We start from the raw sequence: 17,208 nt of genomic DNA on the forward strand, positions 1-17,208 counted from the left end.
TGGGATGCCGCTTTGGCTCATAATCGAGGCCTTTGCCTCACCTGAAAGCCCGGGAGCCCCATGGAGCAGTTTCGAAATATCGGTATCATCGGCCGCCTCGGTAGTACTCAGGTGCTGGACACCATTCGGCGCCTGAAGAAATTCCTCGTCGAACGGCATTTGCATGTGATCCTGGAAGACACCATCGCCGAGGTGTTGCCCGGCCATGGCTTGCAGACCTCCACGCGCAAGATGCTGGGGGAAGTGTGCGATCTGGTCATCGTGGTAGGCGGCGATGGCAGCCTGCTGGGCGCGGCCAGGGCCCTGGCGCGGCATCATATCCCGGTGCTGGGGGTCAACCGCGGCAGCCTCGGCTTCCTTACCGATATTCGCCCGGACGAGCTGGAAACCAAGGTGGCGGAGGTTCTGGCCGGGCACTATCTGGTGGAAAGCCGTTTCCTGCTCGAGGCCGAGGTGCGCCGTCACGGCGAAGGTATCGGTCAGGGTGATGCGCTCAATGACGTGGTGCTGCACCCCGGTAAATCCACTCGCATGATCGAGTTCGAAATCTACATCGATGGCCAGTTCGTATGCAGCCAGAAGGCTGACGGCCTGATCGTTGCCACCCCCACCGGGTCCACGGCCTATGCCCTGTCCGCGGGTGGGCCGATCATGCACCCCAAGCTCGATGCGATCGTGATCGTACCCATGTATCCCCATACCCTGTCCGGGCGGCCCATCGTGGTCGATGGCAACAGCGAGCTCAAGATCGTGGTGGCCAAGGACATGACCATCTATCCCCAGGTGTCCTGCGATGGCCAGAACCATTTCACCTGCGCTCCGGGCGATACTGTCACGGTCAGGAAAAAACCGCAGAAGCTGCGCCTGATCCACCCTCTGGACCACAACTACTACGAGGTCTGCCGCACCAAGCTGGGTTGGGGTAGCCGGCTCGGCGGCGGGGGCGAGTGATGCTTGACCCGTGCCGAAGTTACGACCTGATCGGCGACGTGCATGGCTGCGCCCGCACCCTGGAGCATCTGCTCGATACCCTGGGCTACCGGCGCCAGGGTGGGGTATGGCGCCATGCACAGCGCCAAGCGGTTTTCCTGGGCGATATCATCGACCGCGGGCCGCGTATCCGCGAGGCGCTGCACATCGTGCATGACATGGTCGAGGCGGGACAGGCGTGGTGCATCATGGGTAACCACGAATTCAACGCCCTGGGCTGGATCACTCCGGCCCTTCCAGGGTCGGGAAAGGATTACGTGCGTGAACATACGCCTCGCCATCAGCGCCTGATCCAGGAAACCCTGGACCAGTTTGCCCAGCACCCACGGGACTGGGAAGACTTTCTCGAGTGGTTCTACCAGTTGCCGTTGTTCGTGGACGCGGGCCGCTTCCGCCTGGTCCACGCCTGCTGGGATGGCGACCTGATCGCATCGCTGCGCCAGGCGTTTCCCGATGGCCGGGTGGACCCTCATTTCGTCCAGGCCTCCAGCGTGGCGTCGAGCTTCGCAGCCAGGTGTTTCGACCGGCTGCTGCGCGGCACCGACATGCGCTTGCCGGGCGGGCAGGCCATCGTCGGGCGTGACGGCCTGAGCCGGTCGCTGTTTCGTACCAAGTTCTGGGAAGACGACCCGCAAACCTATGGCGATGTGGTCTTCCAGCCGGACGGCTTGCCCGAGGACGTCGCCAGGTTGCCCCTGAGCCCCAGCGAGAAGCAGGCCTTGCTGCGCTATCGGCCAGACGAGCCATTGTTGTTCGTAGGGCATTACTGGCGCAGTGGTCGCCCCGCCCCCATACGTCCCAACCTGGCCTGCCTGGACTACAGCGCGGTGCTGTACGGGAAGCTGGTGGCCTATCGGCTGGATCACGAGACGATGCTGGACCCGGCCAAGTTCGTATGGGTGGATGTGGGTCGGCCGGAGCATGGGCAATGAAGCCCATTGCGGCATTAAGGCTTCCGGTGGCCGAGAACCTGGCAGGCTTCGTCATGCTGTTGCGTCGCTTGCAAGTGCCGCACCGGGTCACGGAGGAAGGGCCGGAACAGGTGCTCTGGGTGCCGACCCCACAGTTGGCCGAGCAGGTGCGGGCGCTGCACCAGCGATATCCGGAAGGGGACAACACCCCAGGCATCGCGCCCGCGGCGCTTGCCGTTCCGCGCCAGCCATCGGGCTTGTGGCGGCAATTGCGAGCGAGCCCGGTGACTGCCATGGTATTGCTGGCATGCCTGCTGGTGGGCGTTATCAGCCTGCTGGGGGACAACCTGGCGCCGCTGCACTGGCTGACCTTCGTCGATTTCCACCTCGAAGGCGACTACGCCTGGTTCGTGCCCTGGTTGCCGACCCTGGAGGCAGGGCAGTGGTGGCGCCTGGTCACGCCGATGTTCATCCATTTCGGGGTCTTGCACCTGGTGATGAACGGGCTCTGGTACTGGGAGCTGGGCCGCCGGATCGAATGGCGCCAGGGGTCGCTGGTCCTGGCCGGGCTCACCTTGCTCTTCGCGACCGTCTCCAATCTCACACAGTACCTGTGGAGTGGCCCTGCCTTGTTCGGCGGGCTTTCCGGAGTGCTCTATGCGTTGTTGGGCCATCTCTGGCTTTTCAACTGGCTCGCGCCCTCGCCTCTGTATCGAATGCCCAAGGGCGTGCTGATCATGATGCTGGCCTGGCTGGGCCTCTGCCTGATGGGGGCCGCCAGTGCGCTGGGCTTTGGCGAGATCGCCAATGGGGCGCACCTGGGCGGGCTATTGATCGGTTCTATCACTGGGCTCTTGGGTGGGGCGCTCGCTCGCCGTAAAATGGGCTGACTTTCCAATCGCCGGATGCCTCGATGACCACCTTCGCTGACATGATCGAAAACATTACGCCTGAAATCTACGAGAGCCTGAAACTGGCCGTGGAGATCGGGAAATGGTCCGATGGGCGCAAGCTGACCCAGGAACAGAAGGAGCTGTCGCTGCAGGCAGTGATCGCCTGGGAAGCGCAGAACCTTCCCGAAGAACAGCGCACCGGCTACATGGGGCCGCAGGAGTGCAGCTCCAAATCCGTGCCCGTGGCCAATATCCTGTTCAAGTCGGATGCCATCCATTGATCGAACTCGGACGTGGTTCCGTCAGCAAAATGGCCATTCGCATCGAGAACGAGCAGGCCTGCTATGACCTGCGCCTGGGCGAGACGCGGGTGCCCCTCAACCCACTGATCGGTCGCACGCTCAAGCTGGAATATCTGGGCGCCATCCATTGCAGTCACTGTGGCAAGCGCACCAAGAGCAGTTACAGCCAGGGGTATTGCTATCCCTGCATGATCAAGCTCGCCGCCTGCGACCTGTGCATCATGAGCCCGGAGCGCTGCCACTATGAGCATGGCACCTGCCGGGAGCCATCCTGGGGCGAGCAATTCTGCATGACGGACCATATCGTCTATCTTGCCAATAGCTCGGGCGTAAAGGTGGGCATTACCCGCGCCACCCAGGTGCCCACCCGCTGGCTCGACCAGGGAGCCAGCCAGGCGCTGCCGATCCTGCGAGTGGCCACCCGGCAGCAATCGGGCCTGGTGGAAGATCTGTTCCGCACCCAGGTGCCGGACCGCACCAACTGGCGCGCGCTGCTCAAGGGCGATGCCGAGGCCGTGGACCTGCCCGCTTTGCGCGAGCGACTGTTCGACAGTTGCGCCGCGGGTATCAGCCGGTTGCAGGAGCGTTTCGGCCTGCAGGCGATCCAGCCGATCCCGGACGCCGAAGTAGTGAACATTCGCTATCCGGTGCAGGCGTATCCGGGCAAGATCACCAGCTTCAACCTGGACAAGGCCCCGGTGGCCGAAGGCACGCTGACCGGCATCAAGGGTCAATACCTGATATTCGACACCGGCGTGATCAACATTCGCAAATACACGGCCTACCAGCTCGCCGTGCACCAGTAGAAGGACGAGGCCATGCGCACCGAACAGCCAAAGACGATCTACCTGAAGGACTATCGGGCCCCCGACTACCTGATCGACGAAACCCACTTGACCTTCGAGCTTCACGAAGACCACACCCTGGTGCATGCCCAGTTGGTGATGCGGCGCAACCCCGCGGCCGGCCCGGGCCTGCCACCCCTGGTGCTGGACGGCCAGGAACTGGAACTGCTGGCCTTGAAGCTCGATGACCGGGACCTGGGCAGCGATGAATACCAGGTCGACGACGCGCACCTGACCTTGCATCCCACGACCGAAAACTTCGTGGTGGACAGCAGCGTGCGCATCCATCCGGAAACCAATACCGCCCTGGAAGGGCTGTATAAGTCCGGGAAGATGTTCTGCACCCAATGCGAAGCCGAAGGCTTCCGCAAGATTACCTGGTACCTGGACCGCCCTGACGTGATGAGCCGGTTCACCACCAGCCTGAGCGCGGACAAGCAGCGTTACCCTATCCTGCTTTCCAACGGTAACCCTATCGCCAGCGGGGAGGGCGAGGACGGCCGTCACTGGGCCACTTGGGAAGACCCTTTCAAGAAACCGGCCTACCTTTTCGCCCTGGTGGCCGGAGACCTTTGGTGCGTGGAAGACAGCTTCACCCGCGCCTCCGGACGGGACGTGACCCTGCGCATCTATGTCGAGCCGGAGAACATCGACAAGTGCCAGCACGCCATGACCAGCCTCAAGAAGTCCATGCGCTGGGATGAAGAGGTGTATGGCCGTGAGTACGACCTGGACATTTTCATGATCGTGGCGGTCAACGATTTCAACATGGGCGCCATGGAAAACAAGGGGTTGAACATTTTCAACTCCAGTTGCGTCCTGGCCCGGGCCGAGACGGCTACCGATGCCGCCCACCAGCGCGTGGAGGCGGTGGTTGCCCACGAATATTTCCATAACTGGACCGGCAACCGCGTAACCTGCCGCGACTGGTTCCAGCTGTCCCTGAAAGAAGGCTTCACGGTTTACCGCGACGCCGCGTTCTCCGCCGACATGAACTCGGCCACGGTTAAACGCATCGAGGACGTCGCCTACCTGCGTACACATCAGTTCGCCGAGGATGCCGGCCCCATGGCCCATCCGGTGCGCCCGGCCAGCTACATGGAGATATCCAACTTCTACACCCTTACCGTGTACGAGAAGGGCTCGGAAGTGGTCGGAATGATTCGGACCCTGCTGGGCGCCGAAGGCTTCCGCAAGGGTAGCGACCTGTTCTTCGAGCGCCATGATGGCCAGGCAGTGACCTGCGATGATTTCGTAAAGGCCATGGAAGACGCCAATGGCGCCGACCTCACCCAGTTCAAACGCTGGTACAGCCAGGCGGGCACCCCACGTCTGGCTGTGAGCGAAGCCTACGACCAGGCCGCGCAAACCTACACACTGACCTTCCGCCAAAGTTGCCCGGCCACCCCGGAAAGCGCCGAGAAGCTGCCGTTCGTCATTCCCGTGGCCCTTGGGTTGCTGGACGCCGAAGGCCGCGATATCGCGCTGCGCCTGCACGGCGAGGCCGCGGCCACCGGCACCGAACGCGTGCTGGCGGTGACCGAAGCCGAGCAGTCCTTCACCTTCGAGGGCGTGGCCGCCAAGCCCTTGCCGTCCTTGCTGCGTGGGTTCAGCGCGCCGGTGAAGCTGAGCTTCCCGTACGACCGTGACCAGTTGATGTTCCTCATGCAGCACGACAGCGATGGTTTCAATCGCTGGGACGCCGGCCAGCGACTGGCGGTACAGGTGCTTCAGGAGCTTGTAGGCCAGCACCAGGCTCATCAGCCCCTGCACATGGACGAGCGCTTGATCACAGCGCTGGGCACGGTATTGGCCGATACGAGCCTGGATCAGGCCATGGTCGCCGAAATGCTGTCCTTGCCTGGTGAAGCCTACCTGATGGAGCTAAGCGAAGTGGCCGATGTGCAGGCCATTCATGCCGCTCGTGAATTCGCCCGCCAGCGCATTGCCGAGGCCCTGTTCGACGGGCTCTGGAAGCGCTACAGCGCCAATCGGGACGTATCGCGGGCCACCGCCTACGAAGCCAGCGCCGAGCATTTCGCCCGCCGCAGCCTGCAGAACATCGCTTTGTCCTATCTGATGCTCAGCGGTCGTCCAGAAGTGCTGCAGGCCACGCTCGAACAGTATGACCATTGCGACAATATGACCGAGCGTCTGGCGGCCCTGGCGGTGCTGGTCAACTCCTCCTTCGAGGCTGAACGGGCCAAGGCCCTCGAGGCGTTCGCCGAGCATTTCAAGGACAATCCCCTGGTCATGGCCCAATGGTTCAGCGTGCAGGCGGCCTGCACGCTTCCCGGCGGCCTGGAGCGCGTCAAGGCCCTCATGCAGCACCCGGCCTTCAGCCTGCGCAACCCCAACAAGGTGCGGGCGCTGGTCGGCGCCTTCGCCGGGCAGAACCACATCAACTTCCATGCCCCGGATGGCAGCGGCTATCGCTTCCTGGCAGACCTGGTGGTCCAGCTCAATGCCTTGAACCCGCAGATCGCCGCCCGCCAATTGACGCCGCTGACCCGCTGGCGCAAGTTCGGTGGCGCCAGCCAGGCGTTGATGAAGGGGGAGCTGGAGCGCATCAAGGCCAGCGGGCCGCTGTCCAGCGATGTGTTCGAAGTGGTGAGCAAGAGCCTGGCCTGACGCAGGCAGGCGCCCCGGCGCCTGTCGGACCCTCAAGGGGCGCTCGACGCCATGCGACGGGCCACACCTGCTTCATTGCTGGCGTGAATGGGGCCTCCCATGGCCCCTGACTTCGCTATAACCTTCTCCAGCAGCCACCGATAACAACACAACAAGGGAAGGCTCCATGGGGAAACCCCTTTTTCTTGCCCTGGCGCTGCTCGCGGCCTGGGCCTTGCCAATGCGGCCCACGCAGGCCGAGCCGGCTTCTACAGCGGCGCAGCGCGCCCTTCGGAGCCTATTGGTCGACGTGGCGACGGCAGGCGACCGCCTGGTAGCCGTAGGTGCCCGCGGGCAAATCCTGTATTCCGATGACCAAGGGCGGAACTGGCAATTGGCGGATTCGCCTACCCAGGCCCTGTTGACGGCAGTGTTCTTCGCCGACCCTCAGCATGGCTGGGCTGTCGGCCACGACGCCCAGGTTCTCGCCACTGTCGACGGCGGCAGCCACTGGACGATCCAACGGCAGGCACCAGAGCGCGAGGCGCCCTTGCTGGATGTCTGGTTCGCCAATGCCCAGCATGGCATCGCAATCGGTGCCTATGGGGAACTGCTGGCTACCGAAGACGGTGGGGCACATTGGGAAGAGGCCGGGACTCGACTCGACAATCCCGATCAATTGCACCTCAATGCCATCTGCGCCAGTGGCGACGGCACCCTGTTCATCGTGGGCGAGCAGGGCGGATTGTTTCGCTCGCGTGATCAAGGCCTGAACTGGGAGCGGCTGGACAGCCCCTACCAGGGCTCGTTCTTTGGCGTACTGGCGACCCATGCCCCTGGCACCCTGCTGGTGTACGGGCTACGAGGCAATGTGCTGCGCTCGACCGACAGCGGCGACTCCTGGCAGGCGGTGACCATCGTAGGCGGCCAAGGGGCCCTGGACAGTGGCCTGGCGGGAGGGGCGCTGCTTTCCGACGGTGCCCTGGTGATCGTCGGCAATGGAGGCGCGGTACTTTACAGCCAGGACGACGGCGCTACCTTCAGCAGCCGCACGCGACCGGACCGCCAGGCGCTGGCGGCGGTAGCCCAGGCACCCGGTGGCGACCTTTGGCTGGTCGGGCAGGGCGGCGCCCATCAGGCCCGGCCCACAGAGCTTACGGAGCGCATGCCATGAACCAGGCCCTGGTACCACCTCCGGCGGAGTCGCAGCGTGTCGGTGTGCTCGAGCGCTTGATCTTCAATCACCGCCCCGCGGTCATCGGGCTATGCCTGCTGACCAGCCTGCTCTTGTTCTGGCAAGCGCTGCAGATCCGGCCGTCGACCAGTTTCGAAAAGATGATTCCCCTGGGTCATCCCTACGTCCAGAACATGCTCGCCCATCGCAACGACCTGGCGAACCTGGGAAACAGCCTGCGAATCGCAGTGGAAAGCACGGAAGGGGATATCTTCCAGCCGGCGTACATGGAAACCTTGCGCCAGATCAACGACGAACTGTTCTACCTGCCCGGAGTGGACCGGGCCGGCCTCAAGTCGCTCTGGAGCCCCAGCGTGCGCTGGACCGAGGTCACCGAAGAAGGGTTCGCCGGTGGGGAGATCATTCCGCCAGGTTACGATGGTTCGGCGGCAAGCCTGGCGCGCCTGCGTGACAACGTGCTCAAGTCGGGCCTTGTGGGGCGAATGGTGGCCAATGATTTTCACTCCAGCATCATCGAGGTGCCTTTGCTGGAGCGCTATGCCGACCCGCAGGATCCCGGCTCGGTGACACAGCTGGATTACCGCGCGCTGTCCCATGCCCTGGAAGCCCAGGTGCGCGAGAAGTACCAGGCCCAGAACCCGCAGGTTCGCATCCACATGGTCGGCTTTGCGAAGAAAGTAGGCGACCTGATCGACGGCCTGGTGATGGTGGTGATGTTCTTCGCCGTAGTGCTGGTGGTGACCCTGGTACTGCTGCTGGGGTTTACCCGCTGCCTGCGAGGCACCCTCGCGGTGCTGTTGGCGACCCTGGTCGCAGTGGTCTGGCAACTGGGCCTGATGCATGTGCTGGGTTTCGGTCTGGACCCGTATTCCATGCTGGTGCCGTTTCTGATCTTTGCCATTGGCATCTCTCACGGCGTTCAGAAAATCAACGGCATCGCCTTGCAGTCCAGTGAAGCCGACAACGCGCTGACGGCCGCCAGGCGCACCTTCAGGCAGCTCTTCCTGCCCGGGATGATCGCCATCCTCGCGGACGCGGTAGGCTTCATCACCCTGCTGGTGATCGATATCGGCGTCATCCGCGAGCTGGCCATCGGTGCCTCGGTGGGAGTGGCGGTGATCGTATTCACCAACCTCATTCTGCTTCCGGTGGCGATCTCCTATGTTGGCATCAGTCCTGGCGCCGTGGCACGCAGCCGGCGGGACGCCCACCGTGAGCATCGCTTCTGGCGCCTGTTGTCGACGTTCGCCAGCCCGCGGGTAGCGCCGGTTTCGCTGCTGCTGGCATTGATCGCCTTCGGGGTTGGCCTGTGGTACAGCCAGCGCCTTCAAATTGGCGACCTGGACCAGGGCGCGCCGGAGCTGCGGGCGGACTCACGCTACAACCAGGACAACGCCTTCATCATCGGGCATTACTCCACCAGCTCGGACGTACTGGTGGTGATGGTCAAGACCGGTGCAGAGCAATGCTCCAGCTACCGGGTGATGGCGGCCATCGATGAGCTGAGCTGGGCCTTGGAGGGCACGCCGGGGGTGCAATCGGCGGTGTCCCTGGTTACCGTTTCCAAGCAGGTGATCAAGGGCATGAACGAGGGTAGCCTCAAGTGGGAAGCCTTGTCGCGCAACCAGGATGTGCTCAACAACTCCATCGCCCGGGCCGACAGTCTGTATAACGCCAACTGCTCCCTGGCCCCTGTACTGGTGTTTCTCAATGACCATAAAGCCGAGACCCTCAAGGCGGTCACCGCGGCGGTGCAGGCTTTCGCCGCCGGTCACGACCGGGACGACCTCAAGTTCCTGCTGGCCGCCGGCAATGCCGGGGTCGAGGCGGCTACCAACGAGGTGATCGCCTCGGCTGAACGGACCATTCTCGCGCTGGTGTACCTGTGCGTGGCCGTGATGTGCTTCATTACCTTCCGCTCGGTCGCGGCCACGCTCTGTATCGTATTGCCTCTGGTGCTTACTTCCGTGCTTGGCAATGCCCTGATGGCGGCCATGGGCATTGGCGTGAAGGTGGCGACCTTGCCGGTGATCGCGCTAGGGGTAGGTATTGGCGTGGACTATGGGATCTACATCTACAGCCGATTGTCCACTTTCCTGAAAGCCGGTCTGCCGCTACAGCAGGCCTACTATGAAACCCTGCGCTCCACCGGCAAGGCCGTGCTCTTCACTGGCCTGTGCCTGGCCATCGGGGTGGCGACCTGGATGTTCTCAGACATTAAATTCCAGGCGGACATGGGGCTGATGCTGACTTTCATGTTGCTTTGGAACATGTTCGGCGCCCTGTGGCTGTTGCCGGCGCTGGCCCGTTTCCTGGTAGCCCGAAGGTCTGAACGTCGGTAGCCCCTTCCCATGGTACCCAGCGCAAGCTGGGTCTCCTTGCCGATCATCTAATGATCGGGCCGACTATCGCTTCTGCCAGCCTCGCCCGCGGTGGCGGGATGGGCAAGCCCGAGCTGTTGGCCCAGCACCACGTTGAGCGCTGTGCGGGCATCGTCCAGTTGAACAAGGGCCGCATGCTGGGCGCCAAGGGGGTCGCGGTTTTCGATGGCGGTCAGAATCGCCTTGTGTCGAGGCAGGGCCAGCTCGTGAAGGTTTGGGCGTTGGTTGGAGTGACGCAGGGCCTCGCGCAAGGCCATGGCTAGCATGTCGCACAGGTGAGCGAGTAGAGGGTTGTGGGTGGCATCGGCGATACGGCTATGGAAGTCCAGATCCGGCTGCAGCACCGCATCGGGCGTCTTGGCCGCCTCCATGCGCTGGTAGGCCTCGCTGATGCCCGTCACATCCTCGTCCGTGGCGTTCTGTGCCGCCAAGGCCGCCGCCGCCGGTTCGATAATGGCCCGCACGCTGGTGAGCAGGGCGAAAAACTCGTTCTGTGGCGTGGTCTGCATCACCCAATGCAGTACGTCCGGGTCCAGGAGGTGCCATTCCTTGCGCGGCTTGACCACGGTGCCAACCCTGGGGCGCGAGTACACCAACCCCTTGGCCACCAGTACTCGGGTGGCTTCCCGGAGCACCGGCCGGCTGACGGCGTATTCCTCGCACAGGGTCGCTTCAGGCGGCAGCTTCTGATCCGGCGGAAACCGGCCAGACACGATATGCATGCCCAGCTCCTGGACGATTCGGGCATGCATGCTCTTGCGATCTGAAGGTTTGCGATAATCCATGGGGTGGGGCAAGACCTGAAACGGGCGAAGCCAACATGATAGCGCAAGCGGCTTGGGGGCTGTACCAGGGTTTGGCTTGATGCCCGTACGCTTCGCTGTTCAAACTTCCCGATTGAATTAGGAAAACGATATGTCCCGCGGCGGCTCGGCGCGAAACTTCGTTGGGTTCGCCCGTTGTTGATTGACGGATGGTGTAGGTTTTAACGGTCGGCCATCAGCCGCCCCAGCAGTATCGATAAAGAGTATGTTCGACCCATTTCGAAGTATCTTGATAACGGGTGAACAGGCCGAAATGGCCTACCATATTGTCAAAGCAGATAAGCGCCTGGGTGCCGTCATCGTCAATCTCGCAGAGTGCGCCGTAATAAGTATTGTTTTCCGGGCCCAAGTCTATGAGGCGTGTTTTATCGCAATAGCGCAAGGGAATATTGAAGCCTAGATCCTGGATGTCCGTATCCAGCATGGTCATAACGGGGCGCTTGTCGCCCAAACCAAGTTCCGCCAGGGTAGTGTCATCTTCCGTGCCATCGGCGTTGAGCGGGTCGCGCTTTGAGCCGATGTCCGGGTCTCGTACAAAGACACCGCCGCAACCATGCAGCGTGGCATCGCCTATCCAGGCCGGCTTCGCCGCATGGGTTTTTCGTGTATACCCATAGTGCTCGGCTGACTCCGTCCAGCAGAAAAAGCCCTGTAACCCTTCATGACGGGTTCTGCACAGGCTGGCGTAGCTGACCACCTGGCCAGTTGAATCCAGCAGGCGGTAGACGTCTTCACAACTTTCCCTGGCCCCGCGCATCCGCTGGAATTCACGGTTGGCGGCCAGTTGGTCCAGTGCTTTCTCTTTCAGGGGCGAAGAAAGTGTTTCCAAGATATAACCGTTGCGCTGATAGAAAGGAAGTTCTTCAGCCTGAATGGTCGCCGCCCAGCCGAACACAATGACGGCGAGCAAACAAGATCGTTTGTTCATTCGTGCACTAAAGGATGAGTGAAATGGGAAACGAGATTGAATCACAGGGTGCGCAAAGGGTAAAAGGTCCATCCCCGGCGGTTTTGCGACAGTTTGTGTACCTTGCCGTGAAAAGTGGCGAGGTAGCAAGAACCAATCCCTATAAGGCCAGCATTTCAACGGGAAAGAGCGGCCTGGCGTTTGGCAAGATGCAGCATGACACGGGCAGTCATGCTGAAAACTCAAGGGCGCAGGAATATTTCAAGAAAATTCTGGATGCGGACGTAGCCGCTGGGCACCTGGCCAGGGACAGGGCGCAAGCGATTTACAAAACCGCGCTCAACAAACCGCAGTCACTGGGCAAGGGCGACATAGCCCTGGTGGATGCGGCGCTTATGCGGCAGAAGGCTTTGGTGGATGAGGTGGACAAGCTTCAGCTCGATGCCATCATGCAGGAGGTGGAGCGTGCCCTGCGGGCGGCCGAACGCAACCCCAACGGCCCGGGCGAACTTGACCGGGAGCACCCGAGCCTGGGTTTCATCGCCGAACTGGCCATGTGGTCTAACCGGACCGGCGATCTGGTGAAGTCCAGCGACACTATCTCGACGATGCCCCGAATTACTCAAGCTGCCTTCACGCGCGACTACCTGAGCAAGCAGCGGCAGTTCACCCGAAAGAACAAGCCGGAGAGCTGGCCGGGGTGGCGCAAGAAGGTCAACCGCGCCGTGCGGGACGCGGAGCAGGGCATACGCACGGCGCCGACGCCAGCACCCACCCCAACGCCGGACACCGAAGGCGCATCGGAGGCCGCCAGCGTCATGCAACCTTATGCCAGCCCGAACGGCAACAGCGGGGTGGTGGCTTATCGCATTGACGGCGATAGCATCACGCTGCGTTTTGTCGGCCGTTCGACCCTCTACCTCTACGATGGCAACCGCCCGGGGCTGGCAGCGGTTTACCAGATGCAGCGACTGGCCAGGCGGGGTACCGGCTTGACCAGCTATGTCAACCGACACGTGCGCAATAACTACGCGCTGAAGTTCGGTTGACGTAGCTCCCGCCTCAATGCGAGTGCCGCGGCACCTCTGATCCCCGGCAGCCTACCAGGAAGTCGAAGTCGCAGCCTTGGTCTGCCTGCATCACATGGTCGATGTAGAGCTGGCGGTAGCCGCCGGGGATCAGGTTGCTCGCCACCGGTTGCCAGTCCGCCAGGCGAGCGGCGAGCTCTTCATCGCTGATGTCCAGATGCAAGCGGCCGCTGGCGCAATCGAGTTCGATCCAGTCGCCTTCGCGAACCGCGGCCAGGGGGCCGCCGGCGGCCGCTTCCGGGGCTACGTGCAAGACCACCGTGCCGTAGGCGGTGCCACTCATGCGGGCGTCTGAAATGCGCACCATGTCGGTCACGCCCTTGGCCAGCAGCTTGGCAGGCAGGCCCATGTTGCCCACCTCGGCCATGCCGGGGTAACCCTTGGGTCCGCAATTCTTCATCACCAGGATGGAATCGGCGTCCACATCCAGATCCGGGTCATTGATCCGCGCCTTGTACATCTCGAAGTTTTCGAACACCACGGCGCGCCCACGGTGTTGCATCAGCGCCGGCGTGGCCGCCGAGGGCTTGAGCACCGCGCCATTGGGGGCCAGGTTTCCACGTAGCACGCAAATGCCGCCGTCAGCGACCAGGGGATTATCGATGGCCCGGATCACTTCATCCTGGCCATAGATAGGCGCGGCCTTCACGTTCTCCCAGAGCGACCTGCCATTGACGGTCAGGGCGTCGGGGTGGGGCAGCAGGTTATGTTCGCCAAGGCGGCGCAGCACCGCGGGCAGCCCGCCGGCATAGTAGAACTCTTCCATCAGGAAGCGGCCCGAGGGCTGCAAGTCCACCAGGGTGGGGGTACCCCGACCGATACGCGTCCAATCGTCCAGTTCCAGATCCACGCCGATGCGTCCGGCAATGGCTTTAAGGTGGATGACCGCATTGGTGGAGCCGCCAATGGCGGCATTGGTGCGGATGGCGTTTTCGAAGGCCTCCCGGGTCAGAACCTTCGACAGGCGCAGGTCTTCCTTGACCATTTCCACGGCGCGCATGCCGGACATATGCGCCAGTACATAGCGCCGCGAGTCCACCGCCGGAATGGCGGCGTTATGGGGCAGCGAAACCCCCAGGGACTCGGCCATGCAGGCCATGGTCGAGGCGGTGCCCATGGTGTTGCAGGTACCCGCCGAGCGGGACATGCCGGCCTCGGCGGAAAGGAACTCATCCAGGCCGATGAGGCCGCCCTTGTAGGCTTCGTGCATCTGCCAGACGATGGTGCCGGCGCCGATGTCCCGGCCGTTGTGCTTGCCGTTGAGCATAGGCCCGCCGGTGACCACTATGGCCGGCACGTCGCAACTGGCGGCGCCCATCAATAGGGCCGGGGTGGTCTTGTCGCAACCGGTGAGCAGCACCACGCCGTCGACCGGATTGCCGCGAATGGCTTCTTCTACATCCATGCTTGCCAGGTTGCGGGTGAGCATGGCGGTGGGGCGCAGGTTCGACTCGCCATTGGAGAACACCGGAAACTCGACCGGAAAGCCGCCGGCCTCGAGCACGCCGCGCTTTACATGCTCGGCGATCTGACGGAAGTGGGCATTGCAGGGGGTGAGCTCGGACCAGGTATTGCAGATGCCGATGATAGGCTTGCCATGGAACTGGTGATCGGCAATGCCCTGATTCTTCATCCAGCTGCGGTACATGAAGCCGTTCTTGTCGTTGGTCCCGAACCATTGGGCCGAGCGCAGGGTGGGTTTCTTGTCAGGCGTATCAGACATGGCGGGCTCTCTTATTGTAAGACTAATGATGGCGCGTTCCTCTAAAATAGGCGTAGTCTCGCCTAATTGGAAGCACTTGTTGCTCAAATAGTAATACTATATAGTCCAGCAACCTCTAAGAGGGGTGTTGGCCATAACGTCCGGTCGAAGCCCCGCCCTAGACAGGTTCATAACAACAACAGACCTGGAGACCGCCTCATGAGCCAGGAACTCGGGCTTATACGCCGCATCACCTTCAAGCTGATTCCGTTCCTTGTCCTGCTGTACCTGATTGCCTACGTGGACCGCTCCGCGGTGGGCTTCGCCAAACTCCACATGGGGGCAGACGTCGGCATCGGGGATGCCGCCTATGGCATGGGTGCCGGCCTGTTCTTCATCGGTTACTTCCTGCTGGAAATCCCGAGCAACCTGATGCTGGAGCGCTTCGGCGCGCGTCGCTGGTTCGCCCGAATCATGCTTACGTGGGGCGCCATCACCATCGGCATGGCGTTCATCCAAGGACCGACCAGCTTCTATGTCATGCGCTTCCTGCTCGGGGCCGCCGAGGCAGGGTTCTTCCCTGGCGTGCTCTATTACATTACCCAGTGGTTTCCAGTCCGCCACCGCGGCAAGATCCTGGGGTTGTTCATCCTTTCCCAGCCTATCGCCATGATGATCACCGGCCCGGTTTCCGGCGGCCTGTTGGGGCTGGACGGGGTGCTGGGCCTGCACGGTTGGCAGTGGCTGTTCATCGTCATCGGCGTGCCGGCGATTCTGCTGACCTGGCCGGTATTGCGTTGGCTGCCGGACGGCCCAGGGCAGGTGACCTGGCTCAGCGACGCTGAGAAGGCCTGGCTGGCCGCCGAACTGGACAAGGATCTGCGCGAATTCGGACAGACCCGCCACGGCAACCCCCTGCATGCGCTCAAGGACTTTCGGGTACTGCTTCTGTCGCTGTTCTACTTGCCGGTTACGCTGAGCATCTACGGCCTGGGCCTGTGGTTGCCCACCCTGATCAAGCAGTTCGGCGGCAGTGACCTGACAACGGGCTTCATTTCGGCGGTGCCCTATGTGTTCGGCATCATTGGCCTGCTGATCGTGCCGCGCAGCTCGGACCGTCTTAATGATCGCTATGGCCACCTCGCCGTGCTCTATGTGCTGGGGGCCGCCGGCCTGTTCGGCGCGGCCTGGCTGGCCGGCCCGGCCCTGCAACTGGCGGCCCTGTGCCTGGTGGCGTTCTCGCTGTTCTCCTGCACGGCCGTATTCTGGACACTGCCGGGTCGCTTCTTCGCTGGCGCCAGCGCCGCGGCAGGCATTGCCTTGATCAACTCGGTCGGCAACCTGGGCGGCTACCTGGGCCCCTTCGTGGTGGGCGCGCTGAAAGAGGCCACCGGCCAACTGGCCAGCGGCCTCTATTTCCTCACCGGAGTCATGCTGTTTGGCCTGGTGCTGACGTTCATCGTGTACCGGGTGCTGGAGAAGCGCCATGCCTTGCCCGCGGAAAAATTCGCCGCCAGCGCCCGTTCCTGACCTGCCAGAGAGAGCCTCACCATGCGTCTAGTACAAGTGCAAACTGCCGATGGCAACCGCCATGTAGGCCTGGTCGAAGAACAACAGGTCCAGTTGCTGCTGGGTGTCACCAGCACCCGCGAACTAGCCTTGCAAGCCATAGGCGAGGGGCGTGACCTGGCAACCCAGGTTGACAGCTACCGCCGGGGCGAGCGGCTGGACTACCAGCGACTGCTCGAAGAGCAGCGCATCCTTTCGCCCCTGGATCACCCTGATACCGCCCATGTGCTGGTGACCGGTACCGGATTGACCCACCTGGGCAGTGCCTCTACGCGGGACAAGATGCACCAGCAAGCTCAGGACGATAGCGCCATCACCGACAGCATGAAGGTGTTCAAGTGGGGCGTGGAGGGCGGCAAGCCGCCGGCGGGCCAGGCAGGCGTGCAGCCGGAATGGTTCTACAAGGGTGACGGCAGCATTTTGGTACGCCCGGGCGCTGCCTTCCCGCTTCCGCCCTTCGCCGAGGACGCTGGCGAGGAACCGGAATTGGCCGGTCTGTACGTGATCGGCCCGGACCACCGGCCTTACCGCCTGGGTTACGCGTTAGGCAACGAGTTCTCCGACCATGTGATGGAGCGCAAGAACTACCTCTACCTGGCCCATTCGAAGCTGCGCGCCTGCTCGTTCGGCCCCGAGCTGCGCGTTGGCCCGCTACCCGAGCATCTGGCCGGGACCAGCCGCATTCACCGGGACGGCAAGGTGCTATGGGAGAAAGAGTTTCTCAGCGGCGCGGCCAATATGTGCCACAGCTTCGAGAATCTGGAATATCACCACTTCAAGTACGCGCAGTTCCTCAGGCCAGGCGACGTGCATGTGCACTTCTTCGGCACGGCAACGCTATCCTTCGCTGACGGCATCGCCGCGCGCCCCGGTGACCGCTTCGAAATCGACCTGGATGCCTTCGGCGCGCCCTTGGTCAATGGCATCGTCCCGGCCGAGGCCGTGTTCCACCCAGGCGGCGTGAAGGTTTTGTAACTCGCCAACACCGCAG

14 protein-coding genes are annotated in these 17,208 nt (G+C 62.6%); 11 read left to right on the plus strand and 3 right to left on the minus strand.

Going from position 1 to position 17,208, the window contains the following annotated elements:
- Positions 1–60: 60 nt before the first annotated feature.
- The 8 genes from ACP691_RS12250 (at position 61) to ACP691_RS12285 (ending at position 10,088) form a co-directional block, all read left to right on the plus strand.
- Positions 61–951, plus strand: coding sequence for an NAD(+) kinase (locus ACP691_RS12250; protein ID WP_040260648.1), 891 nt, complete (start codon positions 61–63; stop codon positions 949–951).
- Positions 951–1,922: a metallophosphoesterase gene (locus tag ACP691_RS12255; RefSeq protein ID WP_426149679.1), complete on the plus strand. Its 972-nt coding sequence runs from the start codon at positions 951–953 to the stop codon at positions 1,920–1,922. The genes ACP691_RS12250 and ACP691_RS12255 overlap by 1 nt, the downstream gene beginning before the upstream one ends.
- Positions 1,919–2,791, plus strand: coding sequence for a rhomboid family intramembrane serine protease (locus ACP691_RS12260; protein ID WP_426149680.1), 873 nt, complete (start codon positions 1,919–1,921; stop codon positions 2,789–2,791). Before ACP691_RS12255 ends, ACP691_RS12260 begins: the two co-directional genes overlap by 4 nt.
- A gap of 23 nt (positions 2,792–2,814) precedes the next feature.
- A complete protein-coding gene (locus tag ACP691_RS12265; RefSeq protein WP_040260645.1) occupies positions 2,815–3,075 on the plus strand; it encodes a YeaC family protein in 261 nt (86 codons plus the stop codon).
- A complete protein-coding gene (locus ACP691_RS12270) occupies positions 3,072–3,902 on the plus strand; it encodes a DUF2797 domain-containing protein (RefSeq protein WP_426149681.1) in 831 nt (276 codons plus the stop codon). The genes ACP691_RS12265 and ACP691_RS12270 overlap by 4 nt, the downstream gene beginning before the upstream one ends.
- A gap of 12 nt (positions 3,903–3,914) precedes the next feature.
- Positions 3,915–6,572, plus strand: a complete 2,658-nt coding sequence (gene pepN, locus ACP691_RS12275) for an aminopeptidase N (protein ID WP_426149682.1) — start codon at positions 3,915–3,917, stop codon at positions 6,570–6,572.
- A 166-nt stretch (positions 6,573–6,738) separates the two neighbouring features.
- Entirely contained in the window at positions 6,739–7,725 is a 987-nt protein-coding gene (locus ACP691_RS12280) for a WD40/YVTN/BNR-like repeat-containing protein (protein WP_426149683.1), read from the plus strand.
- A complete protein-coding gene (locus ACP691_RS12285; RefSeq protein ID WP_426149684.1) occupies positions 7,722–10,088 on the plus strand; it encodes an efflux RND transporter permease subunit in 2,367 nt (788 codons plus the stop codon). The genes ACP691_RS12280 and ACP691_RS12285 overlap by 4 nt, the downstream gene beginning before the upstream one ends.
- Before the next feature lie 47 nt (positions 10,089–10,135).
- On the opposite strand, the gene ACP691_RS12290 is transcribed toward ACP691_RS12285, so the two are convergent.
- Together ACP691_RS12290 and ACP691_RS12295 are read right to left on the minus strand one after the other, a co-directional pair.
- Positions 10,136–10,912 carry a FadR/GntR family transcriptional regulator gene (locus ACP691_RS12290; protein WP_426149685.1) on the minus strand — a complete coding sequence of 259 codons (777 nt, stop codon included), beginning with the start codon at positions 10,910–10,912 and terminating at the stop codon, positions 10,136–10,138.
- Positions 10,913–11,126: 214 nt separating this feature from the next.
- The gene (locus ACP691_RS12295; RefSeq protein WP_426149686.1) at positions 11,127–11,879 is read right to left on the minus strand and encodes a hypothetical protein; all 753 of its coding nucleotides are present in this window, start codon (positions 11,877–11,879) and stop codon (positions 11,127–11,129) included.
- 23 nt (positions 11,880–11,902) lie between these two features.
- On the opposite strand from ACP691_RS12295, the gene ACP691_RS12300 reads away from it, so the two are divergent.
- The gene (locus tag ACP691_RS12300; RefSeq protein ID WP_426149687.1) at positions 11,903–12,907 is read left to right on the plus strand and encodes a hypothetical protein; all 1,005 of its coding nucleotides are present in this window, start codon (positions 11,903–11,905) and stop codon (positions 12,905–12,907) included.
- 13 nt (positions 12,908–12,920) lie between these two features.
- On the opposite strand, the gene ACP691_RS12305 is transcribed toward ACP691_RS12300, so the two are convergent.
- Entirely contained in the window at positions 12,921–14,669 is a 1,749-nt protein-coding gene (locus ACP691_RS12305) for an IlvD/Edd family dehydratase (RefSeq protein WP_426149688.1), read from the minus strand.
- Positions 14,670–14,867: 198 nt separating this feature from the next.
- On the opposite strand from ACP691_RS12305, the gene ACP691_RS12310 reads away from it, so the two are divergent.
- Together ACP691_RS12310 and araD1 are read left to right on the plus strand one after the other, a co-directional pair.
- Positions 14,868–16,178, plus strand: coding sequence for an MFS transporter (locus ACP691_RS12310; protein WP_426149689.1), 1,311 nt, complete (start codon positions 14,868–14,870; stop codon positions 16,176–16,178).
- 21 nt (positions 16,179–16,199) lie between these two features.
- A complete protein-coding gene (araD1, locus tag ACP691_RS12315; RefSeq protein WP_426149690.1) occupies positions 16,200–17,192 on the plus strand; it encodes an AraD1 family protein in 993 nt (330 codons plus the stop codon).
- Positions 17,193–17,208 lie beyond the last annotated feature (16 nt).

It is taken from the genome of Pseudomonas sp. DC3200b2 (assembly GCF_049895785.1).
Lineage (GTDB): Bacteria > Pseudomonadota > Gammaproteobacteria > Pseudomonadales > Pseudomonadaceae > Aquipseudomonas > Aquipseudomonas massiliensis.